This window comes from Pedobacter arcticus A12, from assembly GCF_000302595.1.
Lineage (GTDB): Bacteria > Bacteroidota > Bacteroidia > Sphingobacteriales > Sphingobacteriaceae > Pseudopedobacter > Pseudopedobacter arcticus.
This window is the reverse complement of the sequence record NZ_JH947125.1, coordinates 112,294-137,743: the sequence shown is the minus strand read 5'-3', so window position 1 is coordinate 137,743 and position 25,450 is coordinate 112,294. Positions and strand designations below refer to the sequence as shown.

Here is a 25,450-nt window from a genome sequence, read left to right as displayed (position 1 = left end):
ATTTATAATAAACCAACCTTCATGCCAGTCTAAAAAGAAACGCAGGAAAAGTAGAATCAAGAAACAAGAGTCGTTTCAGTCTTGCTTCTTGATTCTTACCTCTTGCATCTTTTCTCTATACTTTTCCTTTAATGATCTCTTCAACCACAGCAGGATCTAATAAAGTTGAAACATCGCCAACATTTTTCATGTCACCCTCTGCTATCTTCCTCAAAATCCTTCTCATAATTTTACCCGATCTTGTTTTGGGCAAACCTGTTACAAACTGAATTTTATCAGGTCTGGCAATGGCGCCAATAATCCGACTAACAGTCATTGCGATATCTTTTTTGGTCAACTCTACATCTTCAGATTCTTTATCTAAGATCACATAAGCATAAATCCCTTGCCCTTTAATCTCATGTGGGTAACCTACCACCGCAGATTCAACCACGTCTGTAAACATATTAATCGCATTCTCAACCTCAGCTGTTCCAATTCTATGTCCAGATACGTTGATTACGTCATCCACCCTACCGGTAATCCGGTAATAACCATCTTCATCTCTCAAACAGCCGTCGCCAGTAAAATACATATCTTCATAAGTAGAGAAATAAGTTAGCTTGCAACGCTCATGATCTCCGTAAGTGGTCCGTAGCATTCCAGGCCATGGAAATTTAATACAAAGGTTACCAGAAACTCCATTTCCTTCAATCACCGCACCGTTCTCATCTACCAAAACAGGCTGAACGCCCGGCAAAGGTAATGTTGCATAACATGGTTTAGTAGGCGTTACGTTCGCAATCGGCGAAATTAAAATTCCGCCATTTTCTGTTTGCCACCAGGTATCAACAATTGGGCATTTTCCTTTACCAATATTATCATTGTACCAATGCCATGCTTCTTCGTTGATGGGCTCACCTACAGAACCAAGCACTTTTAAAGACGACAAATCTTTATCTTTCACATAATCTAACCCAGATTGCATTAAAGAACGGATTGCTGTTGGTGCAGTGTATAAAGTATTTACCTTAAACTTATCTACAATATCCCAAAACCGACCCGCATCTGGGTAAGTTGGCACACCTTCAAACATTAAAGTTGTAGCCCCTTGCGCTAAGGGACCATAGATAATGTATGAGTGACCGGTAATCCAACCGATATCTGCCGTACAGAAATAAACGTCTTGTGGCTGATATTGAAATACGTTTTGGAAGGTATACGCGGTATAAATCATGTAACCGGCGGTAGTATGTACTACCCCTTTAGGTTTTCCGGTTGAACCCGAGGTGTAAAGTATAAACAAAGGATCTTCCGCATCCATTTCCTCCGCAGGGCAATCAATCATACCCAAAGTCTCAACCTTGTGTATTTCATCTTGCCACCATTTATCTCTCCCCTTTATCATTGATATTGGAGTTCTTGTACGTGTTAAAACAATTACCGTTTTCACGGATGGACACTGTACCAAAGCATCATCAATAACATTCTTTAGCGGGATATCTTTAGGTCCTCTAAATCCGCCATCTGCAGTAATTACCATTTCGCATTGTGCATCGTTAATCCTATCAGCGATAGACTGTGCAGAAAAACCTCCAAATACCACAGAGTGGATTGCGCCAATACGAGCGCAGGCCAGAACGGCGATAGCTAGCTCGGGAATCATTGGCATATAAATACATACCCTATCTCCTTTTTTTACATCATTATTTTTTAAAACATTGGCAAAAAGACAAACCTTTTCATGCAATTGTTTGTAAGTTAAAACCCGATGGTGCTCATTAGGATCATTAGCCTCCCAAATAATTGCAGGTTGATCGCCTTTATCAGCAAGATGCCTGTCGATACAGTTTTCGGTGATATTTAACTTGGCACCTTTAAACCACTCAATTTTGGGTTCTTTAAAATTCCAGTCTAAAACTTTATCCCATTTTTTTTTCCATTGAAAATTATCGGCAATGTCTGCCCAAAAAGCCTCTGGCTGCTCAACACTTCTTTGATATGCCTCTTTATACTCGTCGAAAGACGAAATTTTAAAACTCATGAATTTGTAATAATTGGTTTGAAGGACGAAATTTAGAGATTATATCTTAAAAAATCTAATTATCACAAGCTTTGATGAATATCGGATTAGCAAAATCGCTAAAAAAAAGCCACAAAAACATTCCTTAAATCTTTTTAATTTTACGTTAGGAATTAGAGCCACATCTCTTTTTTCCTTAAATCGGCGATACGAACGGTAAAAAAGGCACATGAAAAAACACAACCTGTTCTTGAAATATACGCCTCAGACTAAGGAAACGCCAAAATTTTTAAGTACCCACAATAATTAATATCTTTTTTTACCGTACTGTTGTGATTACAAAAGAATTTTGTGATATTTGCAAACTCTTTGTAAAACTGAGGTTTAAAATAGGAAACAACATATACAGTCATGTCAAGAATTTGTGATTTAACAGGAAAAGCAACAATGGTGGGGAATAGAGTATCACACTCTAATTCAAAAACAAAACGTAAGTTTTATCCAAACTTGCAGATGAAGCGCTTTTACCTTCCAGAAGAAGATCGTTGGATAACTTTAAAAGTTTCAACATCTGCAATCAAAACAATAAATAAAATCGGGATAACCGAGGCTATCAGCAGATTCATATTAAAAGGATCTATTTAATTTAAAGAATTCAATACCGCTTTATAATGGCTAAAAAAGGAAATAGGGTTCAGGTAATTTTAGAATGTACCGAACATAAGGAAAGTGGAATGCCTGGAACTTCTAGATATATCACTACAAAAAATCGTAAAAACACTCCTGAGAGACTGGAAGTTAAGAAATTTAACGCAGTACTTAGAAAAGTTACGGTTCACAAAGAAATCAAGTAATCTACGCTATTCTGTAGCATAAAAAACATTTAACATGGCAAAGAAAGTAGTTGCAACACTAAAAACCGGAACCGGTAAAGAATACTCAAAAGTTATCACTTCAGTAAGATCTCCAAAAACTGGTGCTTACTCATTTAAATCAATGATTGCACATAACGATCACGTTAAGGACGCTATTATCGATTTAAAAGAGAGCGTTTAACTGAGCATCATATTTTGAAAATATTTGAGCCGTCCTAATTTAATGGGATGGCTTTTTTTGTTTAATTTTATCAAATGGGATTATTCGATTTCTTTAAGAAAAAAGAAAAAACAGTTGAGGAGCAACAAGCCTTAGATAAAGGCTTGGAAAAAACAAAAGATACTTTTTTCGCTAAGATAAGTAAAGCAGTTGTTGGTAAATCAACCGTTGACGATGATGTTTTAGATGAGCTGGAAGAAATTCTGGTTACTTCTGACGTTGGCGTTACCACCACGCTTAAAATTGTAAAACGTGTTGAAGAACGTGTTGCCCGTGATAAATACGTAAACACATCTGAACTCAATAATATTTTAAGAGAGGAAGTACAAGCTTTACTGGAAGAGAACAACAGTACCGACTTTGAAAACTTCAACTATAGCAGCCATAAACCTTATGTGATTATGGTAGTTGGCGTAAATGGAGTTGGAAAAACCACAACAATTGGCAAGTTAGCACATCAATTAAAGCAAGCTGGCCAAAAGGTAGTTATTGGCGCTGCCGATACTTTTAGAGCCGCTGCTGTGGAACAAATTCAACTTTGGGGAAAAAGAGCCGATGTTCGTGTGGTTTCCCAAGGAATGAATGCCGACCCTGCTTCGGTAGCTTTCGACACTTTAAAATCGGCGGTAGCAAATAACGAAGACGTTGCAATTATCGATACCGCTGGTCGTTTGCATAATAAAATTGGTTTGATGAACGAGTTGACTAAAATTAAAAACGTGATGCAAAAGGTTGTTCCTGGTGCACCACATGAAATTCTTTTAGTTTTAGATGCTTCCACGGGGCAAAATGCTATTGAACAATGCAAACAGTTTACACAGGCTACGGATGTTAATGCTTTGGCACTTACCAAACTAGATGGGACTGCGAAAGGAGGCGTAGTGATTGGGATTTCAGATCAATTCAAAATCCCCGTTAAGTATATTGGCGTAGGAGAAAAAATGACAGACTTGCAATTGTTTAATAAGAAGGAGTTTGTGGATAGCCTATTTGGTGGGTAAGATTTTTTTTTCAATTTCACAGATTTCAGGATTACACAGATCTGGGTGTTGAGTTTGGTTTTATAGATTTTTATGGAGCGGATTTGTTGATTGAAGTGCTATTTTAATTTTAAAAAGATATAATTCTAATTTTAATCAATGGAAGACGAAGTAGTTTCTGTTAGCGATCCATTAACCTACAAAGTCATCAGTTGTTGTTATGAGGTTCATAAAGAATTAGGCCCACGATATTTAGAAAAGATTTATTCTAGAGCCTTAATGATTCAGCTAAAAAGTGAAGGGTTGAGTTATGAATGCGAACGAGAATTCAACGTTTACTTCAAAGGACAATTTATTGGAAAGTTCAGGTGTGATTTCTACATTGAAGGGAAAGTTATTCTAGAAATAAAAGCAGTAACGGGTATCCAACCAAAGCTATTTCAAACCCAACTACTCTCCTATTTAAAAGCAAGTAAAAGCAAAACCGGTCTATTGGTAAACTTCGGGAATGCCAGCTGTGAAGTCAAACGTCTGTCAAACTAACTCAATAAAAACATAATAATAATCAGCAAAACATTCAAGTCAGCTCCTAAATCATCTCAAAAAAATCTGTGAAATCCTTAAATCTGTGAAATCATCTTAAAAAAACATACAACATCAACGGAATCACAACAAAAAAACAACAAGCATGAAAGTTAAACCATCCAAATCTATAATTACCCCACCAAGAGTAAACGTTATCACACTAGGTTGCTCAAAAAACACCTACGATTCTGAAGTTTTGATGGGTCAATTGAACGGCAATAAAATGGAGGTAGTGCATGAGGCTAATAATGTACGATCAAACGATATTGTGGTGATTAACACTTGCGGTTTCATTGATAATGCAAAGCAAGAATCTATTGATACCATTCTCCAATACAGCGAGTTAAAAGATCAAGGAAAAATAGGAAAAGTAATTGTCACCGGTTGTTTGTCAGAAAGATATACTCCTGAACTCTCATCGGAAATTACAAATATTGATGCTTGGTTTGGCACTAACGATTTACCAAATTTATTGAGTGCTGTAGGCGCAGATTATAAATATGAACTTTTAGGAGAGCGGATGTTGACTACACCGTCTCACTTTGCTTATTTTAAAATTGCAGAAGGCTGTAACCGTCCCTGTTCTTTTTGTGCCATTCCGTTAATGCGTGGCAAACACCTTTCAAAACCTATTGAAGATTTAGTAAAAGAAGCAAAATTTCTAGCTAAAAACGGGACCAAAGAACTGATTTTAATTGCGCAGGATTTAACCTATTACGGCTTAGATTTATACAACGAACGCAAGCTAGCAGATTTAATGCGCCACCTTTCTGATGTTGACGGCATTGAATGGATCCGTTTGCAGTATGCTTATCCATCCGGGTTCCCGATGGAAATTTTAGATGTAATGAACGAACGTTCTAACATTTGTAAGTATTTGGATATGCCTTTGCAACACATCTCCGATCCAATGTTGCAATCTATGCGTCGTGGAACTACTAAACAAAAAACCATTGATTTGGTGAACAAAATCAGAGATAAAGTTCCAAATATCGCTATGCGAACTACTTTAATTTGTGGTTACCCTGGCGAAACGGAAGATGATTTTAACCAGATGAGAGACTGGGTTGAAGGAACTCGTTTTGATAGGTTAGGCTGTTTTACTTATTCTCACGAAGAAAAAACTCACGCTCACGACTTGGTTGATGATGTGTCCCAAGAAGTTAAGGAACAACGTGTAGAAGATGTTATGGAAATTCAGCAAGCAATTTCGTATGACTTAAATCAGCAGAAAGTGGGTAATACCTACAAGGTACTGATTGATAAATTAGAAGGTGATTATTTTGTAGGCCGTACAGAATTTGATTCTCCAGAAGTTGATAATGAAGTACTTATAGATGCAAAAAGTAATTACGTAACTCCCGGGAGTTTTGTAAATGCAAAAATAGACAGAGCGGAAGACTTTGATCTTTATGGGACTATTGTCAAATAAATATTGCTAATAGCCAAAATCTTGAATTTTGGCTATTTTCGCTTTATAGCATGAAAGTACAAACGATCGAATACGCTCAAACCCGATGTTTTTCGTCCACGGTTACCCGACTGTTGAGCCACGATGAGCAGTTCAAACCTTTCATTAATCGATTTCCAGATTTAAAAAGCTTCGAGAAAATTATCGACGAAAGAAATTTCAAAGGAAATAGAGAAACATTAGTTTCAGTCCTGGAAAATCAGTACCAGTCTATCCCAAACCAAAGCGCTTTAGCAAAAGCGAATATTCAATTGCTTAAAGCGGAAAACACTTATACCATCACTACTGGTCACCAGCTCAATATTTTTACCGGTCCTTTATATTTTCTTTTCAAAATAGTTAGCGCTATAAATTTAGCTAAGGAGCTTAAACAGGCTTTTCCTGATAAAAACTTTGTACCCGTTTATTGGATGGCTACAGAGGATCATGATTTTGAGGAAATTAACCATACTTACGTAGATGGTAAAAAAATTAGCTGGAATACTAACGCCAGCGGTGCAACCGGAAGGCTGAGCACCAAAAGCTTCATCAAAACGCTGAACGAATATAAGGGAATCATAGGTCTCTCTGCAAATGCAGAAAAACTGGGTAAAATGGTTTCTCAAGCTTACGCTGAGGGTAAAAGTTTAGCAGAAGCTACTCGTTTTTTAGCAAATGAGCTTTTTGCAGATTATGGTTTAGTGATAATAGATGCAGATGATCATTCACTAAAACAGGAATTTTCCGAGATCATCACTCAGGATATCATCGAACAAAACAGCTTTAAAAATATACTGCAAGCAAGTGAAGCTTTAGCCAAAATTGATATTCATGCGCAAGTAAATCCAAGGGAGATTAATTTCTTTTACCTGATGGATGATTTGCGGGAGCGCATTGTTTTTGAAAACGAAAAGTATCAAGTATTAAACACTGAAATCTCATTTACGTTAGCTGAATTAAAAACTGAAATTACTAATCATCCAGAGCGGTTTAGTCCTAATGTGGTGATGCGTCCCTTGTATCAGGAAGTAATTTTACCTAACCTTGCTTATATAGGAGGTGGTGGAGAATTGGCTTATTGGTTACAGTTAAAATCAAATTTCGATTTCTATAAAATAGATTTTCCTTTATTGGTTCTCAGAAATTCTGCAATGGTAGCCGATGAAAAGGTGATCCATAAGCTGGATAAATTAGGATTAAACCTTACGGACACATTTACTTCTACAGAACAGCTGAAGAAGAATTACGTTGAAAACCATACTACTCATGACTTAACGATCTCGGAGGAATGGAAACAACTACACACCGTTTTTGAAGTTTTAAAAACCCGTGTAGCAAAAATTGACCCTACGTTAAAGCCAAGCACAGAAGCCGTTGAAGTAAGGCTCAAAAACGCAATGGAAAGTTTGGAAAAGAAGTTGATTAGAGCCGATAAACGCAACTATTCTGAGGCGATGACTGATATCGAAAAAGTAAAAAACACACTTTTCCCTGGCGGTGGTTTACAAGAACGAAACGAAAACTTTGCTCTATTTTATGTTAAATATGGCGATACTTTTATTAAAGCGTTGATCGAAAACTTCAAACCTCTAGATTTTAAGTTTAGTATTCTTTTTCAAACTATGGTGGGAAAGCTAAATGCGGAAAGCTAAAATCTCTGCATTAGGTTCAAGTCAATATCTCGCCAAGGTATAAACGTTGCTAGAAAAATTTTTCAACTTTTCTTCACCTCCCAAAAAATCAAGACTAACAATAAAAGAGAAACCAGCAATTACGCCGTTCATTTTTTCAATAAGCCGAGAAGTTGCATCAACGGTACCTCCTGTTGCTAATAAATCATCGTGGATTAAAACCCTTGCGCCTGGTTCAAAAGCATCTTCATGGATTTCTAGAACTGCAGACCCATATTCTAAATCGTACGACTGCTGGATGGTCCTAAAAGGGAGTTTTCCGGCTTTTCTAATGGGAATAAACGGCTTATTTAATCGGCTGGCAAGCATCAATCCAAATAAAAAACCTCTGCTTTCAATCCCTGCTAGGGCGTCAAATTCTAAATCTTTAAGCAACAGCACAAAAGCATCTACAATTTCCGTACACAATTGCTGATCTTTTAAAATAGGTGTAATGTCTTTAAATATAATCCCCGGTTTCGGAAAATCAGGAATGTCTCTGATGGAATTCTTAATTGATGTTTCAATCATTCAAATTTTAGATAAGGCGCTATTTTCTGGATAAGTTCGGGGCTCAATATCGCAATTTTATTCAAATCTCCAATGTTCAAAAAGTTACCATGCTGATTTCTATAAGCAATAATTGCATTAGCTTGTTTGTACTTTAAATATGGGAAAGTTTTCAAATCATCCATACTACATCTATTTATCGAAATTTTTTGAATCCTTTGGCTGTTGATATTTAATTGAGGCTGTAGCTCGTCAAACTTTGCCGAATCAACCCCATATACTTCTCTTAACTGTTCCAAAGTAACAAACCCGCCCAATCTACTTCTATATTTTATAATCCGGGATGCAAAAGATGGACCTATACCTCTAACGGCAACAAGTGTAACAGAGTCAGCACCGTTCACCTCTACGTTAATTGAAGTTTTACCTCCATACTTTTTTTCAAAGGGTTTATTAAATGTTGATTTAAAACTGCTTTCAGTTTCCGGTATTCGGATGTAAGGTTCAATCCGTTGGTACATTGCATCTGTAATAGCATACATTTTTTTCACGTCTGCCAAAGTTCTAAACTCCCCTCCTTTTGCCTCATACTTTTTAATGCTAGCCGCTTGTTTATTCGTTAATCCTAGTTTAACCCAATTCTCAACAGAAAGGTTATTCGGATCAAACTCAAAAAGTTCCCCTTTTACAACTCTCGGATCCTTATCATAAAACTTTTCGCTTTTCTGGTCAAAAGATTCGATCTCCGCTATCTTGGGAGCTAAGGTCTCAACCGTGATTTTGAGTGGATCCCCCATAATCTTTTCGTAAATATATGGAGAGACAAAAACGAAAAGGAGAACACAAATTAGTACAACCATCCCACGAAATTCACGCGGAGAGATCTCTACATACTTTTTTAACTTACGGTACATCTGGTAGAATGTTTTAACCAAATATAAAAAATATACTACATAATATCTTATATAGAAATATATTCCCCGTAAATTTATACTAAAAAGAAAAGCCTGTGAAAAATATCACAGGCTTCCGGAAATTTGATATTAAAACCTATAGTTTAATTTCTTCTTCTTTTGCGCTTAAGAAATGGAACTCCGTTAAATGATAAGATGATACGGAACGTACCTTAATCCACTGGCTATATTTAAAGAACCACTTCATTTGTAAGGAAACCAATCCTTTTGTAATAAAGGCAGCAATGTAAGGATGCACACAAAGTGTAATTCCTTTTTCTGCCTGTTCATTTAAAACGTAATCTAAATTGGCTACAATATCATCTAAAAGAACAATACTTGCCTTAATTTCACCCGTTCCATCACAACTCGGACATTTTTCATTGGTTACAATATTCATCTCTGGGCGAACCCGTTGACGTGTAATCTGTACCAATCCAAATTTACTTGGTGGCAAAATGGTATGCTTTGCTCTATCTAAAAGCATTTCCGATTTTAGATAATCAAACAGATCCTTACGATTTGGCGCTTTGTGCATATCGATAAAATCGACAACCACAATACCACCCATATCTCTTAATCTTAATTGACGAGCAATTTCTTTAGCAGCTTCCTTATTCACCATGAAAGCATTTTCTTCCTGGTTCTCGGGGCTTGCCGTACGGTTACCACTGTTTACATCTATTACATGCAATGCTTCGGTATGTTCTACCACCAAATAAGCACCACCTGCAAGATTTACAGTTCTACCAAAAGAGCCTTTGATCTGCTTCTCTATTCCGAAATGCTCAAAAATCGGTTCTTTACCTTTGTACAGTTTTACAATTTTCTCCAATTCGGGAGAAATCTCGTGTACGTAGGATTTAACTTCTTCGTAAATGGCAGGGTCGTTTACATAAACATTGGAAAACTCATCATTCAAGAGATCTCTTAGAATGGTTGAAGCTCTCCCCATTTCACCTAAAATTCGTTTAGAAGGGTCTGTAGTTGGTAACTTTTTCATTAAAGTTTCCCACTTAGAGATTAGGTCTAATAAATCTTTCTGGATTTCTGCTACGCCTTTATGCTCAGATACGGTTCTAATAATTACGCCAAAGTTTGCAGGTTTAATACCCTCAACAATTTTCTTTAAACGTGTTCTTTCTGTGTTACTTCTAATCTTTTTAGAGATTGAAATCACATCAGAAAACGGCACTAATACCACAAATCTGCCCGCAATAGATAAATCTGAACTTAAACGTGGACCTTTTGTAGAAATAGGTTCCTTAGCAATTTGTACCGGTAATAACTGATTCTTTGTAAGAATAGAAGAAATTTTTCCACCCTTATCAATGTCAGCCTCTTTCTTAAAATTATCTAATAAACGATCTTTATAAGAATTACCTCTAACTTGCTTGTTAAGTTTTAGTAAAGATTGTACTTGCGGTCCGAGGTCTAAATAATGCAGAAAAGCATCTTTCTCGTAACCAACATCAACAAATGCGGCATTTAAACCGGGCATAATCTTTTTGATTCGGCCCATATAAATATCGCCAACAGCATAACTGTTGTCAAGTTGTTCTTTGTTAAGTTCTACGAGTTGCTTGTCTTGCATTAATGCAATCGTAACCCCACTAGAGGTTAGATTGATAATTAACTCCTTTACCAACAGCTACTTTTTTAGAAAAGATTGTTAAAATACAATCTTTTATCAACAAAGAAAAAAAAACACAAACAGAACATTTACGTTTAAAATTTTAAACGCTAATGTTCTGCTAAAAAGTTCAAAGCTTAGCGCTTATTTCTTATTCTTATGTCTGTTTTTTCTTAAGCGTTTTTTACGCTTGTGAGTAGCCATTTTATGTCTCTTTCTTTTTTTACCGCTTGGCATAACTTTGAAATTTAATGTTTTATTTAATTATTTTAATTACTTAATTCTTTGATCTTACGATCTACAAATCCTGTTAAGCTTGGATCTGCCGCAAGTTCTTTGCTTTTTTGATAGGCCAAAATCGCTTCGGGCTTTTGCCCTAAGTTTTCGTAGCTTGTTGCTAGGTAAAACCAAGCTTCTGGCGTTGGCTTAACATCAATCACAGTTTTAAACCTGTCGATAGCTTTCTGAAACTGACCTGATTTCATAGAAAACATTCCAAGGTTCATATTAGCTTTTTCATTTTTAGGATCTTCTTTAACTACACCTAACAGCAGTTGAATTCCCTGCATTGGATTTTGAGTACCACTTACGTAAGCTACACCTAAGCCCGTTTTTGCATCTAGACCGTCTGCATCAAATGCTAACGCTTTATTGTAAGCGTTAATTGCTCTATTTACTAAACCAGCTGTAACTGTACTGTCGGTGTTGTTCTGATAGCCCTCTGTAAATCGGTTTCCAGCAATTAGCCAATTTGCATAATTAGCTTCTGCTTTAGCAACCTCTTCATAAGAAAACGCAGCAGCAGCGGGCTGATTTACATCATCCCATTTTTTTGCAAGTTGCTTTTGAAGCTCAACTTTTTTAGCTCCATCAGCAGATTTCACTTCCTTCTCCAGCTTTTCAATGTCTGCAGCTAAATTAGCACTGATCATCTGTTTTGAAACAGCCGTAACAGTAGCCTCATTTATAGTTGCATCACCTTGTGTGTTTGCAGTAGTAGCCGATTGCATTTCGGCATCCTCTCCTTCACCTTCCTGTTTCACTAAACCTTTGATATCTAAACTGTACAAGCCAACCATTAGTATCGCTACCAATCCTATCACTATATATTGTTTAGATTTCATCATGTCTTTATGCAGTTATAGAAGCTTTATTTCCAGTTTTAACTTTATCAACAAATACTTTTGCTGGTTTAAAACTTGGAACAAAATGTTCAGGAATAATTATTGCAGTATTTTTCGAGATATTTCTTGCAGTTTTCTCGGCTCTTTTCTTAACTACAAAACTACCAAAACCTCTTACATACACATTTTCTCCACCTACCATAGCGTTTTTTACGACTTTAAAAAACGCCTCAACAGTCTCTTGGACATCAACCTTCTCTATTCCGGTTTTGTTAGCAATTTCTGCTATAATTTCTGCCTTTGTCATTTGATATATATTCTTTTAAAATTATTATGTTGTGCAAAGATTTGGGGTTGCAAAAGTATTGCTTTTAGTTGAATTTGGGAAATAAATAACTTAATATTTTATTTCAACGTCTTATTACACAACAATTAAGCATTTTGCACTGCATAATTTTTACAAAAACCGAACAAATGGGATTTAAAAACGAGCTAATAAGCTGGTACAGAAACCATAAAAGAGATCTGCCTTGGCGCAACAGTACTGATGCTTATTTAATCTGGTTATCAGAAATTATTCTGCAACAAACCAGGGTTGAGCAAGGAATGCCTTATTTTTTGCGTTTTTCCGAGGCCTATCCCACCGTAAAAGATTTCGCAACAGCGAGTGAAGATGAAATTTTAAGATTGTGGCAAGGGTTGGGTTACTACTCAAGAGGCAGAAATATGCTAAAAACTGCTAGAAAAGTGATGACTGATTTTGACGGCACTTTCCCTACAGCTTACGCCGATTTAATTACACTTACCGGAGTTGGCGAATACACGGCCTCAGCGATAGCATCTTTCTCCAATAACGAAGCAAAGGCGGTGGTTGACGGAAATGTTTACCGATTGCTGGCAAGATATTTTGGCATCAGCACACCAATAAACTCTACACAGGGTAAAAAAGAGTTTCAGGCTTTGGCCGATGAGCTACTAAACAAAAAAAATGCCGGGGAACACAACCAAGCAATGATTGAGTTTGGTGCTTTACAGTGCAAACCTAAAAACCCTAACTGCGAAGTTTGCCCTTTCATCAGCTCTTGCTTTGCATATAAACATATGCAGATAAACGTATTGCCTGTAAAATTAAAAACGTTAAAAATTAAGGAGCGCTATTTTCAATTTTACATCATCAGTAACAAAAAAAACCAACTGATTATAAAACGTAGAAACAATGCTGATATTTGGGCAGGTTTATATGATTTGCCGAGTATAGAGTTTGAAAACGCAGAATTATCAATACCAAAACCAGACAATTTTACCAATTGGTTTAAACAGACACCTATAATTTCGGCAGTTTCTGATCAAGTCAAACACATTTTAACCCATCAAAGAATATTCGCAAACACAATAGAAATTGACATAAATGCCCATGATGTAATAATGCAAGAAGGTTGGATTTGGGTTGATTTTAATGAACTAAAAAATTACGGAATGCCTAAATTAATTTTTGACTTCCTTAAAAAAATCATAAATTGAATCAAAATTTATCGGTAAGAAAATGTCAGGAATTAACAAAGTTATTTTAGTAGGTCACTTAGGTAAAGACCCTGAAGTGAGGCATTTGGATGGAAACGTTTCTGTTGCAAGTTTTCCCTTAGCCACGTCTGAATCATATAATAAAGACGGGAAGAGAATTGAACAAACCGAATGGCACAACATTGTGATGTGGAGAGGATTAGCAGATGTTGCAGCTAAATACCTACAAAAAGGAAAATTAGTTTATATCGAAGGAAAACTAAGAACTCGCTCTTTTGAAGATAAAGAGGGGCATAAAAAGTATAGCACCGAAATAGTTGCCGAAAACTTTACATTATTAGGCAGAAAAACCGATTTCGAGAGTAATAGCAGCTCCGCTACAACAAATAACACAACAGCCGAAGCTGAGCCAGAAACACCCAAAAACCTTGGAACAGGCGAGTTTGTGAAAGACGATGATGAACGGGATTTGCCATTTTAACAATTGACCCGCCGAAATATCAACATTCCACCTTTATTATCACGATAGCGGGATATAAAATAAAAACTTTGCCACGACGCTAAGCTATTAAAGGGTCTAATCCGTTTTCGTCAGCGATTTACAATCTTTAGTATTTAAAAACCCGTTTAAATACTAAAGTTTTATCTTTGACAAAAAAACAGATTCAACTATGCTTTCTAAAATCAATTTCACGCAGACACAAGCTTACGAATATCTTTCAAATCACTTAGTTGATATGGCAGATACTCACATGAAAGACCTTTTTGCAAAAGACCCGGAACGTTTCAAGAAGTTTTCTCTTCAATTCAACGATATTTTTGTTGATTATTCTAAAAACAGAATCGACGATAAAACCATTGCACTGTTATTACAACTGGCTAAAGAATGTGATTTGGAGAACGCCATTAATGCTATGTTCAACGGCGAGGCAATTAACGAAACTGAAGACAGAGCTGTTTTGCATACCGCTTTACGTAACCGCAGTAATACACCGGTTTTAGTAGATGGCAAAGATATTATGACTGATGTGAATGAGGTTTTAGCTAAAATGAAAAAGTTTTCGGAAGCTATTATTTCAGGTGCGTGGAAAGGTTATACAGGAAAAACCATTACTGATGTAGTAAACATTGGCATTGGCGGGTCTGATTTAGGTCCGGTTATGGTTACTGAAGCGCTAAAAGCTTATAAAAACCATTTAAACCTACATTTTGTTTCTAATGTTGACGGTACACATATTGCCGAAACTCTAAAAAAAGTTGATCCAGAAACCACCTTATTCTTAATCGCATCAAAAACTTTTACTACCCAAGAAACCATGACCAACGGACACAGCGCCCGCGATTGGTTTTTAGAAAGTGGAGCATCTGAAGCAGATGTTGCTAAACATTTCGCAGCACTTTCTACCAATGCAGATGGTGTTGGCAAATTTGGGATAGACACTAAAAACATGTTTGGTTTTTGGGATTGGGTTGGTGGACGTTATTCTTTATGGAGCGCCATCGGAATGCCAATTGCACTTTCAATAGGTTTTGATAAGTTTGAAGAGTTATTAACGGGCGCTCATGAAATGGACAATCATTTTAGAGAAACCCCTTTTGAACAAAATATTCCGGTAATTTTAGCTTTGTTAGGCGTTTGGTACAACAACTTTTTTGAAGCTGAAACTCAGGCTATTTTACCTTACGATCAATATATGCACCGTTTTGCCGCCTATTTCCAACAAGGAGATATGGAAAGCAACGGTAAACATGTAGATAGAGCCGGCAACGAAGTTAACTACCAAACCGGTCCGGTAATTTGGGGCGAGCCAGGTACTAACGGACAACACGCTTTTTACCAACTGATCCACCAAGGCACAAAGTTAATTCCTTGTGATTTTATTGCACCAGCACAATCTCACAATCCGTTGGGCGAGCACCACAACATGCTTTTATCAAACTTTTTTGCACAAACCGAGGCTTTAATGAACGGTAAAACAGAAGAAGAGGTAATTGCAGAATTAAAAGGCAAAAGCCAAGAGGAAATTGATACAATTGCACCTTTCAAAGTGTTTGAAGGTAACCGACCAACAAATTCTATCTTAGTTAAAAAAATCACTCCAAAAGTATTGGGTTCTTTAATTGTAATGTACGAGCATAAGATTTTTGTACAAGGCGTTATCTGGAACATCTTTAGTTTTGACCAGTGGGGAGTTGAATTAGGCAAGCAATTAGCTGGCAAAATTTTACCAGAATTGAAAGATGATGCATCGATTAGTTCTCATGATAGCTCCACCAACGGGTTAATCAATCTGTATAAAACTTGGAGATAGTTTAACTTCTCCGCTTAAATAATTTAGAATGGCTTGTGTTTTCACAGGCCATTTTTTTTCTTTAGAGAATGATCGAATTGCCATTACAGTAAATTTATTAAACCTCCTATACCTCTTAAATCGTTACTCTGGAAATAATAATTACTGGCATCCATCGGTATTCTTCCATTCAATAAACCACCCTGTGGAATAATGTGTTTGTTCGCAATAATCATCTGTAAATCATCTTTAGTAGCGAAACCAACCAGATCTGCAGACCATTTTTCGCTGGCAAAAATCCTTTTTAAGGTAATTCGTTCAGCTTTATCTGCATAATAAAGCTTACTGTCTTTCATCAATTTCTTACCATCGGGCTTTACCCTTATCAATACAAAATAATTATAGCTTGCATTTCCCATTTCCATATTTGGGATATAATCTCCATTATGGTTCCAATCCTGAGTTTCTAAAAGCATTAGGTTGGAAAAATACGCGGCAGATTTAATACTGATTTTTTTACCGTTTACTGTAAAATCCGAATCATCCCACAGCCCTTTTCCCATTAAAGTAACATCTGGCAAACTAGTGGTTATGCCGTGTTTCTTTAGCCAATCGTAAAAAACAAATTCAGCAACTTTCCCTTGAAAAGCATTAACAAAGATCTCCCCGTTTTTCCTTTTTGCACTTCCGCCGGTTCTGTGGTTACGATGGTGACCCGCATTGCCAAAGCTCATGTTAAAAGCAAAATCGAAACTCGGCGCCAAATACTCGGATGCAATAGGCTCTGGAACAAAATCTCTTTTGGATGTAGGCGGGATATTATAAGTTGACGGCGCAACAAAATCAAGCTTCGTTAGCATTAGCGTTTTAAATAAGAAGTCTGGTCAATTGGTCTGAGTGACAAACTTAATTAATTTGTAAGAGATTTATCAGGTATTTCATGACGATTAAAGATACTTTCTGGAATATCTCGCATTCAGATTATTTAAAATTAAACTACAAATTTGAGGTCACAATTTGTGACCTCAAATTTAAAAGCATATCTATATATTTGACTAATAACCTTAAACTTATGCCTGCCCAACAAATCTTATCCATTATTTCTGATGACATCGTCATCAATAAAATTTACGAAATAAGAGGATTAAAAGCAATGTTAGATAGCGATTTAGCAGAGCTTTATGGTGTTGAAACAAGAGTCTTAAACCAAGCAGTACAGAGGAATGGAGATAGATTTCCAAAGGACTTTATGTTTCAGCTAATTGATGAAGAATGGTCAATCTTGAAGTCACAGTTTGTGACATCAAGTTGGGGAGGAAGGAGAAAATTGCCTAATGTATTTACAGAACACGGGGTTTCTTTTTAAAACCACACAACTTACACTCCCTTTCTGTCCTTAGAGTTTAGCGTAGCGCCTCTAAGGATTTGAGAATAGCCAAGAGTCTCTGACTCGTTATTACATTTTGCGTATCGATTCTCTTAATTGTATGAGGTTTTCTTTCTACATAATAAAAGTTAAAATTTCAAAATACTCGAAATTCCCGCGTTAAGGATGGAAGTGGATACCCGCCTGCGCATAATGCCTCGTGGCGTATGAACGTACAGCCTGACCTTTTTTACAATGGGTTTTGTGCTTGGTCAAAAAGGGAACGCCCTGATTATTAACGAGAAGCTAATTTACTGATTTTTAAAGCATCTGCACAGAACCGGATTATTTAACCTACCTTTGCAAAAAAATTATGCCGGTAAGATAAGACCGGGAAAACCCACATTATGAGTAACATATTAGCGATCGTCGGGAGACCGAACGTAGGGAAATCTACCCTATACAACCGTTTAACAGAAACCAGAAAAGCCATTGTTGATGATCAAAGCGGTGTAACCCGCGACAGACATTACGGTATTGCCGAATGGACACACAAAAATTTTACTGTGATTGACACTGGCGGATACGTAGCAAATTCTGAAGATGTTTTTGAAGCTGCCATTAGGGAGCAAGTACACATTGCCATTGAAGAGGCTAACGTTGTTGTGTTTTTGGTTGATGTAACTACAGGCATCACAGATTTAGATGCAGACATTGCACAAATTTTAAGAAAAAGCAAAAAACCAGTTTACGTTGCGGTAAACAAAGTAGATAATTATCAATTACAGTCTGATGCTTCTGAATTTTATAGTTTAGGATTAGGTGAGATCTACTGTATTTCTTCTATGAGCGGTTCTGGTACGGGAGAGCTTTTAGATGCGGTAATCACTAATTTTGATGAGGAAAAAGAGGAAGAGAACAAATTGCCAGTTTACGCAATTGTTGGTCGTCCGAATGTTGGTAAATCATCAATGATTAATGCTTTAATTGGTAAGGATCGAAATATCGTTACGGAAATTGCGGGCACTACCAGAGATTCTATCCATATCCACTACAACCAGTTTGGTCACGAGTTTATGCTGATTGATACCGCTGGTTTACGTAAGAAAACCAAGGTTCATGAGAACTTAGAGTTTTATAGCGTTATGCGTACCATTAAAGCGCTTGAAGAGTGTGATGTGGTAATTATCATGATTGATGCAGTTGATGGCATTGAGTCGCAAGACGTTAATATTTTCCACCTTGCAGAAAAGAATAAAAAAGGCGTTGTAATTGTGGTAAATAAATGGGATCTGGTAGAAAAAGACCACAAAACCATTTTAGAGTTTACAGATAAAATAAAACAGAAATTAGCCCCTTTTACTGATGTGCCAATTGTTTTTACATCTGTAATCGAGAAGCAAAGAATATTTAAAACCATTGAAGCCGCTGCAAAAGTTTATGCCAATAAGATTAAGAAAATTCAGACTTCAAAACTGAACGATATTTTGTTGCCGATTATTGAGAAAACGCCACCACCTTCAATCAAAGGAAAGCACATTAAAATCAAATATATTACTCAAATCAATGCCACATCACCAATGTTTGCATTCTTCTGTAATTTACCACAGTACATTAAGGATCCGTACAAACGTTTTATAGAGAACAAATTGAGAGAGCATTTTGATTTTGAAGGTGTACCTATTCAGATATTTTTTAGACAGAAATAGAATTCTATCCATTGTCTATGGCCGATGGATTTTTAACCATCAAACAATAAAAACAACATGAGAAAATTTATCGCACTTTTTGCAATTGCTGGCTCATTAGCTTTTGCAGCTTGTAACAACCAGACAAAAACAGAGGAACAAATTGATGCTGCAAATCAATCTGCTGCAGATTCGTTATTAAATGAAGCATTGACTGATACTACGGTTAAAAGTAATGGCGTAGCAGATAGTTTAATGGCAGATACTACACATACTCACGTTCATTAGAATATATAATCAAGATTTTAGTATAAAACCTGGCCTAGGCTGGGTTTTATAGTTTTGTGAGGGCTGTATTTACAAAATCATCGTTCTGCGTGTAAATACTATAAAAACCTTCTTCACCAAAATAATACCTAGCGAGTATAGATTTGATCTGGCTAACAATTAAAGGTTTAGAAACCAGGGCCTGCGCTTTGTCTACTTTAACTTTTTTAACTGAACAATAGTTTAAAAAACCATTATAATCTGCATCAGTAAAACGATAACCATTTTTAAATCCATCTATTGTTTTAAACCGACTGGTGTTTACGCTGTTGGTTAATTTACCATAAACGTATTGAGAAACCAATCCGCTCGCATTGATTTGTTGATAGGTGTCTGTAAACTTAGAAGTGTCTAAAGCCACGAAAATATCGGGCATAATCCCACCTCCGCCATAAACGGTACGTCCTTTTAAGGTTTTAAACTTTTTTTGCTGACTTAAAAAAATACTGTCCTTTAATGCGCTATCTAAGGATGAGTAATCACCATGTTCATAACGTTGATTAAGCTCGTCTTTATACGCTTTAATCCCCTTACTGTATGACTTTTGGATAGACCGCCCACTTGGGGTATAATACCTGGCAATTGTTAAATTCATTGCAGAGCCATCACCAAAGCCAAATTGTTCTTGCACCAAGCCTTTACCAAAGGAGCGCCGGCCAATAACCAAACCTCTATCTAAATCTTGTATCGCACCGGCTAATATTTCACTTGCAGAAGCTGTTCCTTCATCAATTAAAATAATCAGCCTTCCTTTTTCAAACATCCCGTCGGATGTAGATTTGTAGTCGGTACGTGGCTCGTGTAAGCCCTGTGTGTAAACAATTAATTGATTATCGCCTAAAAACTGATCTGCCAAAGCAGTTGCAGCACTTAAATAGCCGCCTCCATTACCTCGCAAATCCAAAATAAGGCTTTTCATTCCTTTTTTCTGAAGTGCATTTAGCTCGTTACTAAAATCCTCGGCGGTATTTGCACCAAACCTTGTGATCTTAATAAAACCAATTTCGGGTTTAATTAAGTAAGCAACGTCCACACTGCTCACTACAATTCTTCCTCGCTCAATGTCCAAAGAAATCGGTTTGTTGAATCCAAATCGTAACACAGAAACATTTAACTTACTTCCTTTTTTGCCACGTAATTTGTTTACGATGAAATCTCTATCACTCTTAACAACCATATTCTCGCCATTTACGGCAATAATTCTGTCGCCTTTAAGTAGTCCCGCTTTTTCTGAGGGACCATTTTCACGAACGGATGTTACCAATAGCGTATCATTCAACACATAATACTCTATTCCTATGCCTTCAAAATTACCTTCTAAATTTTCGTTCTGAGACTTGGCCTGTACAGGTGGCAAGTATATTGTATGAGGATCCAGGCCACTTAAAATCTCTTCTATCGCAAGCGATTGTAAAGAATCGGTATTTACAGAATCAACGTAGTTGGTTTTAATTACCTTTAAAATTTTATCTAATTTCTGACTGCTGTTGAATGCAAAAGAAGGGAATGCAGAATTACTGTTGATAGACCTATTTTGCTCATAAGTTGCTCCCAAAATAACCCCAAAAAATGCAGCGATTAAGGCAATGATAAAATACGTAAAATTGCTTTTTGGCGTGGAACTCATCTGTACTGCAAAATAAAACCATTAATGTGGCAATTACAATTATTTCAGTGTTTTTTGATAATAATAATCTCATCTAAAAAATAAAGCTATCAAATAGGCGAACCAGGAATATAACTGGCTTAAATGCCATTGAACCGCATTTTTTTATCAAAAACAACAAAAAGCTTTTTCAGAAAGCACTGGGAGAAATTCCACCATTTTGCAGAAACAGTTTCAAAACCATCTTTAGTACAAAATAACCAAAAAAAACAGAGCAGAATAAACAAAATTTTCCGATTTGTTAAAGACTAAGAATTTCTTTTCACCTATTTTTTTCCGACTTTCGTAAAAAAAAATCAAATGTCGATAGAAGTAACCGAACAGGATTCTCCTTATAATAACTTAGAGCTAAAATCTACTTCAGAAATTTTAACCAACATCAATCAAGAAGATAAAAGTGTAGCAACTGCCGTTGAAAAAGTGATCCCAAAAATTGAAGCGCTTGTTAGTGCTGCTTTAGAAAAAATGAAAGTTGGCGGACGATTGTTTTACATTGGCGCCGGAACTAGCGGACGATTAGGTGTACTTGACGCTTCTGAATGCCCTCCCACTTTTGGCGTTCCCTTTGATTTGGTGATTGGCATTATTGCCGGTGGCGACACCGCAATTAGAAGAGCGGTAGAAAATGCTGAGGATGACGCTGAACAAGCCTGGAGAGATTTGGAAGAGTTCAACATCAACAAAAATGATGTTTTAGTAGGAATTGCCGCATCGGGAAAAACGCCCTACGTTATTGGTGGCTTAAAAAAGGCCAACGAATTGGGCTTAGTAACTGGCTGTGTTGTTTGTAATGCGGGTGGCCCTGTAGCTGCTAACGCGAAATATCCTATTGAAGTTGTTGTAGGACCAGAATACCTAACCGGCTCAACCAGAATGAAAGCTGGAACTGCGCAAAAACTGGTATTGAACATGCTAACTACTACCCTAATGATCAAGTTAGGGAAAGTGAAAGGTAATAAAATGGTGGATATGCAGTTAACCAATAACAAACTGGTAAACCGTGGCGTAAACATGATTATTGCCGAAACTGGCGTAAATAAAGAAATTGCCACGCAGTTATTAAATACCTACGGGAGCGTTAGAAAGGCAGTTGACGCTTATTTGGTTAGTATACACTAAACAACAAGTTTATGCATGAAATAGAGCCTTATTACAGATGGAGAGATGATTATATAGCTGCAGAAGATGAGCGTTCTCCATTTTATGAAACCGAATACAGTGAATTTGAATATGACAAACAAATTTACAACTATCTGCTACATCCACAGTGGGACTATTTCGGGTCTAATACCCTTTATTTAAAAGTACTTTTTGTGGATTACGACCGTCAATATGCTATTATAGAATTTATTGGCGAGTGGAATGATGCAATCGACAACGATATCATGTCGTTAAAGCGAGAGATCTTAGAGTCAATTATGGGGCAGGCGATCAATAAATTCATCCTCATCGGCGAAAATGTTTTAAATTTCCATTCATCTGATGATTGTTACTACGAAGAATGGTTTCAAGAAGTAGAGGACGGTTGGATTGCGGGTGTGAATTTCAGAGACCACGTAATTGACGAATTTAAATCCAACAATATAGATTACTACATCAATTTTGGTGGTGAGCTGGATGAATTAAATTGGCGCCAATTAAAACCTCTACAGTTTTTTAAAAAGGTGGAAGAGCTGATGACCAAACGACTGAATTAAACAGTATTTCGCTTGTAAAAAACAAACTTCATAAAAAAAGCCACCTCGCATAGGTGGCTTCTCCATCAAAAAACTAAATCTTTATAACCAAAACAGACCTTAAAGCCCTGTTATGTGTTTATGACAAAATAGTTAAAAAAAGGTTTAATCTCCATTTAAAAAAATGATATTTCAACTTAGTGATGAGCTTATTTTTCCAGACCCAGAACTGGCTGAGGCTGATGGTTTGCTAGCCGTTGGTGGAGATTTATCTTTAGAACGATTGCTTTTGGCCTATCAAAACGGAATATTTCCGTGGTTTAATGAGGATGACCCAATTTTATGGTACAGTCCGCCAGAAAGGTTTGTGCTGTTTCCCAGGGAAGTGAAGATCAGTAAAAGTATGCGTCAGATTTTAAATTCCAAAAAATTTAAGGTAACATATAATCAGCATTTCGATGCTGTTATTAAAAACTGTGCGGAATGCAACCGAGCAGGGCAAGATGGCACTTGGATAAATTCCTTAATGCTTGATGCTTACGCTCGCCTACATCAAAAAGGTTATGTACACTCTATTGAGGTTTGGGAAGATAAAGAACTCGTAGGTGGGTTATACGGCGTTTTAATCAACGAGGTATTCTGTGGAGAGTCTATGTTCTCTAAAAAAAGTAATGCTTCTAAAACGGCGTTAATATGGCTTTGTGAAAATGCCAATATCAAGCTGATTGACTGCCAGGTTTATACCGAACATTTAGAAAGTATGGGCGCAAAAATGGTAAACAGAGCAAACTTTTTAGCTTTACTGCGCTAGCTATTTCTTTCGGTAAAAAAGGTATTAAACAAAAAATCCCCGGTTAGAAACCGAGGATTAAAATTTCATTGTTTTAAAACTATTGATATTGGATATAAATAGGTTTTGGTGTCAGTTTCAATAATTCCTGCGGTGTCATCAAACGATTTGGAGCTTTCTTCAAATCATTCTTATAAAAAAGTTTGAATCCTACAAACTGAACTGGCTCTCTGTATAAATAATGGCGGTAAGTACCTTTTTTCAATTCAGGCTCTCCCCAACCATCCATGTGCATCACCATTTGAACTTCTTTCTGCTTTTTGATATCCTGGTAGTTCTTCACCATTCCTTGTGTAAAACGGTGTACAACTAGTATTTTTGCAGGCAAATTGTTTTCTTTTACCAATTTAGTTAAATAGGCCGAAGCATAATTGATGTCAGCAGCATCATAGTAACCTATTCTTTTACCTGGTTTATCTCCAGTTTTCATAGAAAATTCAGGATCAATACCTAAATGCACATTAGGCATTTTTAAATACTTTTCTAAACGAGGTAGTTCTTTCTGTAAAGTACTTAAGGCTACTTGTACATCTAAAAAAATGATTGCATTATGCATTTTGGCAATTGCCAAAGCAGAATCTATCTGGCTATCTGGCATGCGGTTGATATACATATTATCCTTACCAGGAGTTCCACTAGCCACTGTTGCAATGTAATGTATAGCAGCAATAGATTTAACAACCGTATCTGCTTTGTTCCACTTGTCAACTTCTGCATGTAGCATTCTCCACATTTCTTTGGGAGCATACTCACCTAAAGCGCCCATTTTTTTAGAATACAGGTTTCCGTAATAAACAATAATCCTATTGAAAGGTAAGATTGCACCATTGATTGGCAAAGGATCAACCTTAACTGGCCATTTACCTGTGGTGTCTCCATTGGCTAAATATTTTTGTATGCTGTAATACTTTGCAGAATCAACAGGTGTATTGGTGTTTTCCCTTACTACTTCTGCAGGGTTCTCTACCTGAGTTGAGTCTTTTACTTTAGCATCTGTTTGAGAAGCTTTACCGTCTGTACTACCAGAGCAAGAGCAAAACAATGCGGCCGCAAACACTAATTGAGGCAAAAGGAACTTATTTTTTTGAGCTGACATTCTAATTAAAATTAAAGCGAAAATTAAGGCTAAGCTTTGGACTTTTACAAAAAAGATACTAACAATTAAACAAACTAAATTTACCGAAAACGCCTAAGGGTAAGTTGATTCCGCTCCGGGCTTTTAGATAGAGTTCACCAATGTCTAAGTTTTTGGCTTGTGGGTAAGCGCCTCTGATTAAATTTTCTACTATAATCGAAGAAAAACCTAATGAATACGTATTTAAAATCAAGAAATGCTCTTGTGGATCTAGCAGTTGCACCACATCCCGCATCATTTCTCTAATCAAATCTTCCAGTTTCCATTTTTCGCCTTTTGGCCCATGACCATACGCTGGGGGATCTAAAATAATTCCGTTATATTTTTTACCTCTTTTTAATTCGCGTTGTACAAATTTCAGCGCATCTTCCACAACCCAACGGATATCTTTTAAATTAGAAACTTCTTGGTTTTCGTTTGCCCAACTTACCACCTGTTTAATAGAATCAACGTGGGTTGTATCTGCACCAGCTGCTTTTGCAATTAATGATGCTCCACCGGTGTAAGCAAATAGGTTTAATATTTTTGGTTCTGGCGTTTTAAATTTTTTGATAGACGAGGAAATAAAATCCCAGTTTACAGATTGCTCTGGAAAAATGCCGACATGTTTGAAAGATGTTAATGCCAAACGGAATTTAATAGCAACATCGTCGTTTTTATATTCGATATGCCAACGGTCTGGCATTTTTGGATTTTTTTTGACCCACTCGCCACTAGTTGCAGATCTTCCTTTAAATTTAATATGATGTATTTTTTGCCACTCACTTTCCGGCAACAACTTATCCCAAACGGCTTGTGGCTCTGGTCTTATTAAGATAACATCACCAAATCGCTCCAGCTTTTCAAAATCCCCACAATCTATCAATTCATAATCTTTCCAATGCTGTGGTGTAAGTGCTTGTATGTTTGGCTCCATGCTTATTTAATT

Annotated in this window: 26 protein-coding genes; 16 read left to right on the top strand and 10 right to left on the bottom strand. The window is 36.6% G+C overall.

What is annotated here, in order from left to right; all coding sequences use genetic code 11:
• Positions 1 to 115 precede the first annotated feature (115 nt).
• Entirely contained in the window at positions 116 to 2,023 is a 1,908-nt protein-coding gene (acs, locus tag B176_RS0102045) for an acetate--CoA ligase (RefSeq protein WP_017257106.1), read from the bottom strand.
• Positions 2,024 to 2,413: 390 nt separating this feature from the next.
• Between acs and rpmB the strand changes: the two genes are divergently transcribed.
• From rpmB to bshC, 7 genes are all read left to right on the top strand, one after another.
• Complete coding sequence (gene rpmB / locus B176_RS0102035; protein ID WP_017257104.1) at positions 2,414 to 2,647, top strand: 50S ribosomal protein L28; 234 nt, start codon at positions 2,414 to 2,416, stop codon at positions 2,645 to 2,647.
• Positions 2,648 to 2,673: 26 nt separating this feature from the next.
• Positions 2,674 to 2,856, top strand: a complete 183-nt coding sequence (gene rpmG, locus B176_RS0102030) for a 50S ribosomal protein L33 (RefSeq protein WP_017257103.1) — start codon at positions 2,674 to 2,676, stop codon at positions 2,854 to 2,856.
• Between the two features lie 34 nt (positions 2,857 to 2,890).
• Positions 2,891 to 3,058, top strand: coding sequence for a DUF4295 domain-containing protein (locus B176_RS20520; RefSeq protein ID WP_017257102.1), 168 nt, complete (start codon positions 2,891 to 2,893; stop codon positions 3,056 to 3,058).
• A 74-nt stretch (positions 3,059 to 3,132) separates the two neighbouring features.
• Positions 3,133 to 4,098: a signal recognition particle-docking protein FtsY gene (gene ftsY, locus B176_RS0102020; protein ID WP_017257101.1), complete on the top strand. Its 966-nt coding sequence runs from the start codon at positions 3,133 to 3,135 to the stop codon at positions 4,096 to 4,098.
• Positions 4,099 to 4,236: 138 nt separating this feature from the next.
• Positions 4,237 to 4,620 (top strand): GxxExxY protein, encoded by a 384-nt coding sequence (locus B176_RS0102015; RefSeq protein ID WP_017257100.1) that lies wholly within the window; start codon positions 4,237 to 4,239, stop codon positions 4,618 to 4,620.
• A gap of 145 nt (positions 4,621 to 4,765) precedes the next feature.
• Positions 4,766 to 6,094, top strand: coding sequence for a 30S ribosomal protein S12 methylthiotransferase RimO (rimO, locus tag B176_RS0102010; RefSeq protein ID WP_017257099.1), 1,329 nt, complete (start codon positions 4,766 to 4,768; stop codon positions 6,092 to 6,094).
• Positions 6,095 to 6,144: 50 nt separating this feature from the next.
• A complete protein-coding gene (bshC, locus tag B176_RS18820) occupies positions 6,145 to 7,764 on the top strand; it encodes a bacillithiol biosynthesis cysteine-adding enzyme BshC (RefSeq protein ID WP_040539760.1) in 1,620 nt (539 codons plus the stop codon).
• A 21-nt stretch (positions 7,765 to 7,785) separates the two neighbouring features.
• Here the strand turns inward: bshC and B176_RS0102000 are convergent, their stop codons facing one another.
• The 5 genes from B176_RS0102000 to B176_RS0101980 all read right to left on the bottom strand — a co-directional run bounded on the left by B176_RS0102000 (position 7,786) and on the right by B176_RS0101980 (position 12,309).
• Complete coding sequence (locus B176_RS0102000) at positions 7,786 to 8,313, bottom strand: adenine phosphoribosyltransferase (RefSeq protein ID WP_017257097.1); 528 nt, start codon at positions 8,311 to 8,313, stop codon at positions 7,786 to 7,788.
• Positions 8,310 to 9,089: a helix-hairpin-helix domain-containing protein gene (locus tag B176_RS0101995; RefSeq protein WP_017257096.1), complete on the bottom strand. Its 780-nt coding sequence runs from the start codon at positions 9,087 to 9,089 to the stop codon at positions 8,310 to 8,312. Before B176_RS0101995 ends, B176_RS0102000 begins: the two co-directional genes overlap by 4 nt.
• A gap of 253 nt (positions 9,090 to 9,342) precedes the next feature.
• Positions 9,343 to 10,893, bottom strand: a complete 1,551-nt coding sequence (locus tag B176_RS0101990; RefSeq protein WP_017257095.1) for an Rne/Rng family ribonuclease — start codon at positions 10,891 to 10,893, stop codon at positions 9,343 to 9,345.
• Positions 10,894 to 11,147: 254 nt separating this feature from the next.
• A complete protein-coding gene (locus B176_RS0101985) occupies positions 11,148 to 12,005 on the bottom strand; it encodes a tetratricopeptide repeat protein (RefSeq protein WP_026063097.1) in 858 nt (285 codons plus the stop codon).
• A gap of 4 nt (positions 12,006 to 12,009) precedes the next feature.
• Complete coding sequence (locus tag B176_RS0101980; protein WP_017257093.1) at positions 12,010 to 12,309, bottom strand: HU family DNA-binding protein; 300 nt, start codon at positions 12,307 to 12,309, stop codon at positions 12,010 to 12,012.
• A 167-nt stretch (positions 12,310 to 12,476) separates the two neighbouring features.
• On the opposite strand from B176_RS0101980, the gene mutY reads away from it, so the two are divergent.
• The 3 genes from mutY (at position 12,477) to pgi (ending at position 15,835) form a co-directional block, all read left to right on the top strand.
• Positions 12,477 to 13,523, top strand: a complete 1,047-nt coding sequence (mutY, locus tag B176_RS0101975) for an A/G-specific adenine glycosylase (RefSeq protein WP_017257092.1) — start codon at positions 12,477 to 12,479, stop codon at positions 13,521 to 13,523.
• Between the two features lie 22 nt (positions 13,524 to 13,545).
• Positions 13,546 to 14,004, top strand: a complete 459-nt coding sequence (locus B176_RS0101970; protein ID WP_017257091.1) for a single-stranded DNA-binding protein — start codon at positions 13,546 to 13,548, stop codon at positions 14,002 to 14,004.
• Positions 14,005 to 14,194: 190 nt separating this feature from the next.
• Positions 14,195 to 15,835, top strand: a complete 1,641-nt coding sequence (gene pgi, locus B176_RS0101965; protein WP_017257090.1) for a glucose-6-phosphate isomerase — start codon at positions 14,195 to 14,197, stop codon at positions 15,833 to 15,835.
• 83 nt (positions 15,836 to 15,918) lie between these two features.
• Here pgi and B176_RS0101960 read toward each other — a convergent pair whose 3' ends face one another.
• A complete protein-coding gene (locus tag B176_RS0101960; RefSeq protein ID WP_017257089.1) occupies positions 15,919 to 16,674 on the bottom strand; it encodes a hypothetical protein in 756 nt (251 codons plus the stop codon).
• Positions 16,675 to 16,754: 80 nt separating this feature from the next.
• Between B176_RS0101960 and B176_RS0101955 the strand changes: the two genes are divergently transcribed.
• The 3 genes from B176_RS0101955 to B176_RS0101945 all read left to right on the top strand — a co-directional run bounded on the left by B176_RS0101955 (position 16,755) and on the right by B176_RS0101945 (position 19,156).
• Positions 16,755 to 17,180: an ORF6N domain-containing protein gene (locus B176_RS0101955; protein ID WP_017257088.1), complete on the top strand. Its 426-nt coding sequence runs from the start codon at positions 16,755 to 16,757 to the stop codon at positions 17,178 to 17,180.
• A 407-nt stretch (positions 17,181 to 17,587) separates the two neighbouring features.
• A complete protein-coding gene (gene der / locus B176_RS0101950) occupies positions 17,588 to 18,889 on the top strand; it encodes a ribosome biogenesis GTPase Der (RefSeq protein WP_017257087.1) in 1,302 nt (433 codons plus the stop codon).
• Positions 18,890 to 18,946: 57 nt separating this feature from the next.
• On the top strand, positions 18,947 to 19,156 hold the full coding sequence (locus B176_RS0101945; RefSeq protein ID WP_017257086.1) for a hypothetical protein: 210 nt from the start codon (positions 18,947 to 18,949) through the stop codon (positions 19,154 to 19,156).
• A 46-nt stretch (positions 19,157 to 19,202) separates the two neighbouring features.
• Here the strand turns inward: B176_RS0101945 and B176_RS0101940 are convergent, their stop codons facing one another.
• Positions 19,203 to 20,822 (bottom strand): S41 family peptidase, encoded by a 1,620-nt coding sequence (locus B176_RS0101940; protein ID WP_017257085.1) that lies wholly within the window; start codon positions 20,820 to 20,822, stop codon positions 19,203 to 19,205.
• 339 nt (positions 20,823 to 21,161) lie between these two features.
• Here B176_RS0101940 and murQ point away from each other — a divergent pair, with 339 nt between their 5' ends.
• From murQ to aat, 3 genes are all read left to right on the top strand, one after another.
• Positions 21,162 to 21,980, top strand: coding sequence for an N-acetylmuramic acid 6-phosphate etherase (gene murQ, locus B176_RS0101930; RefSeq protein WP_017257083.1), 819 nt, complete (start codon positions 21,162 to 21,164; stop codon positions 21,978 to 21,980).
• A gap of 11 nt (positions 21,981 to 21,991) precedes the next feature.
• The gene (locus tag B176_RS0101925; protein ID WP_017257082.1) at positions 21,992 to 22,558 is read left to right on the top strand and encodes a hypothetical protein; all 567 of its coding nucleotides are present in this window, start codon (positions 21,992 to 21,994) and stop codon (positions 22,556 to 22,558) included.
• A 163-nt stretch (positions 22,559 to 22,721) separates the two neighbouring features.
• The gene (gene aat / locus B176_RS0101920) at positions 22,722 to 23,348 is read left to right on the top strand and encodes a leucyl/phenylalanyl-tRNA--protein transferase (protein WP_017257081.1); all 627 of its coding nucleotides are present in this window, start codon (positions 22,722 to 22,724) and stop codon (positions 23,346 to 23,348) included.
• 79 nt (positions 23,349 to 23,427) lie between these two features.
• Here aat and B176_RS0101915 read toward each other — a convergent pair whose 3' ends face one another.
• Positions 23,428 to 24,483 (bottom strand): hypothetical protein, encoded by a 1,056-nt coding sequence (locus tag B176_RS0101915; protein WP_017257080.1) that lies wholly within the window; start codon positions 24,481 to 24,483, stop codon positions 23,428 to 23,430.
• Positions 24,484 to 24,541: 58 nt separating this feature from the next.
• Complete coding sequence (locus B176_RS0101910; RefSeq protein WP_017257079.1) at positions 24,542 to 25,438, bottom strand: class I SAM-dependent methyltransferase; 897 nt, start codon at positions 25,436 to 25,438, stop codon at positions 24,542 to 24,544.
• Positions 25,439 to 25,450 lie beyond the last annotated feature (12 nt).

What these genes read in the sequence shown, in the direction of transcription:
- B176_RS0101995 (WP_017257096.1), bottom strand. Translation starts at nt 9,089, where the DNA reads ATGGGGGATCCACTCAAAATCACGGTTGAGACCTTAGCTCCCAAGATA.
- murQ (WP_017257083.1), top strand. Translation starts at nt 21,162, where the DNA reads ATGTCGATAGAAGTAACCGAACAGGATTCTCCTTATAATAACTTAGAG.
- aat (WP_017257081.1), top strand. Translation starts at nt 22,722, where the DNA reads ATGATATTTCAACTTAGTGATGAGCTTATTTTTCCAGACCCAGAACTG.
- B176_RS0101940 (WP_017257085.1), bottom strand. Translation starts at nt 20,822, where the DNA reads ATGAGTTCCACGCCAAAAAGCAATTTTACGTATTTTATCATTGCCTTA.
- B176_RS0101970 (WP_017257091.1), top strand. Translation starts at nt 13,546, where the DNA reads ATGTCAGGAATTAACAAAGTTATTTTAGTAGGTCACTTAGGTAAAGAC.
- B176_RS0101925 (WP_017257082.1), top strand. Translation starts at nt 21,992, where the DNA reads ATGCATGAAATAGAGCCTTATTACAGATGGAGAGATGATTATATAGCT.
- pgi (WP_017257090.1), top strand. Translation starts at nt 14,195, where the DNA reads ATGCTTTCTAAAATCAATTTCACGCAGACACAAGCTTACGAATATCTT.
- ftsY (WP_017257101.1), top strand. Translation starts at nt 3,133, where the DNA reads ATGGGATTATTCGATTTCTTTAAGAAAAAAGAAAAAACAGTTGAGGAG.
- B176_RS0102000 (WP_017257097.1), bottom strand. Translation starts at nt 8,313, where the DNA reads ATGATTGAAACATCAATTAAGAATTCCATCAGAGACATTCCTGATTTT.
- B176_RS0101915 (WP_017257080.1), bottom strand. Translation starts at nt 24,483, where the DNA reads ATGTCAGCTCAAAAAAATAAGTTCCTTTTGCCTCAATTAGTGTTTGCG.
- rpmG (WP_017257103.1), top strand. Translation starts at nt 2,674, where the DNA reads ATGGCTAAAAAAGGAAATAGGGTTCAGGTAATTTTAGAATGTACCGAA.
- der (WP_017257087.1), top strand. Translation starts at nt 17,588, where the DNA reads ATGAGTAACATATTAGCGATCGTCGGGAGACCGAACGTAGGGAAATCT.
- mutY (WP_017257092.1), top strand. Translation starts at nt 12,477, where the DNA reads ATGGGATTTAAAAACGAGCTAATAAGCTGGTACAGAAACCATAAAAGA.
- acs (WP_017257106.1), bottom strand. Translation starts at nt 2,023, where the DNA reads ATGAGTTTTAAAATTTCGTCTTTCGACGAGTATAAAGAGGCATATCAA.
- bshC (WP_040539760.1), top strand. Translation starts at nt 6,145, where the DNA reads ATGAAAGTACAAACGATCGAATACGCTCAAACCCGATGTTTTTCGTCC.
- B176_RS0101955 (WP_017257088.1), top strand. Translation starts at nt 16,755, where the DNA reads ATGACGATTAAAGATACTTTCTGGAATATCTCGCATTCAGATTATTTA.
- rimO (WP_017257099.1), top strand. Translation starts at nt 4,766, where the DNA reads ATGAAAGTTAAACCATCCAAATCTATAATTACCCCACCAAGAGTAAAC.
- B176_RS0101960 (WP_017257089.1), bottom strand. Translation starts at nt 16,674, where the DNA reads ATGCTAACGAAGCTTGATTTTGTTGCGCCGTCAACTTATAATATCCCG.
- B176_RS0101980 (WP_017257093.1), bottom strand. Translation starts at nt 12,309, where the DNA reads ATGACAAAGGCAGAAATTATAGCAGAAATTGCTAACAAAACCGGAATA.
- B176_RS0101985 (WP_026063097.1), bottom strand. Translation starts at nt 12,005, where the DNA reads ATGATGAAATCTAAACAATATATAGTGATAGGATTGGTAGCGATACTA.
- B176_RS20520 (WP_017257102.1), top strand. Translation starts at nt 2,891, where the DNA reads ATGGCAAAGAAAGTAGTTGCAACACTAAAAACCGGAACCGGTAAAGAA.
- B176_RS0102015 (WP_017257100.1), top strand. Translation starts at nt 4,237, where the DNA reads ATGGAAGACGAAGTAGTTTCTGTTAGCGATCCATTAACCTACAAAGTC.
- B176_RS0101945 (WP_017257086.1), top strand. Translation starts at nt 18,947, where the DNA reads ATGAGAAAATTTATCGCACTTTTTGCAATTGCTGGCTCATTAGCTTTT.
- B176_RS0101910 (WP_017257079.1), bottom strand. Translation starts at nt 25,438, where the DNA reads ATGGAGCCAAACATACAAGCACTTACACCACAGCATTGGAAAGATTAT.
- rpmB (WP_017257104.1), top strand. Translation starts at nt 2,414, where the DNA reads ATGTCAAGAATTTGTGATTTAACAGGAAAAGCAACAATGGTGGGGAAT.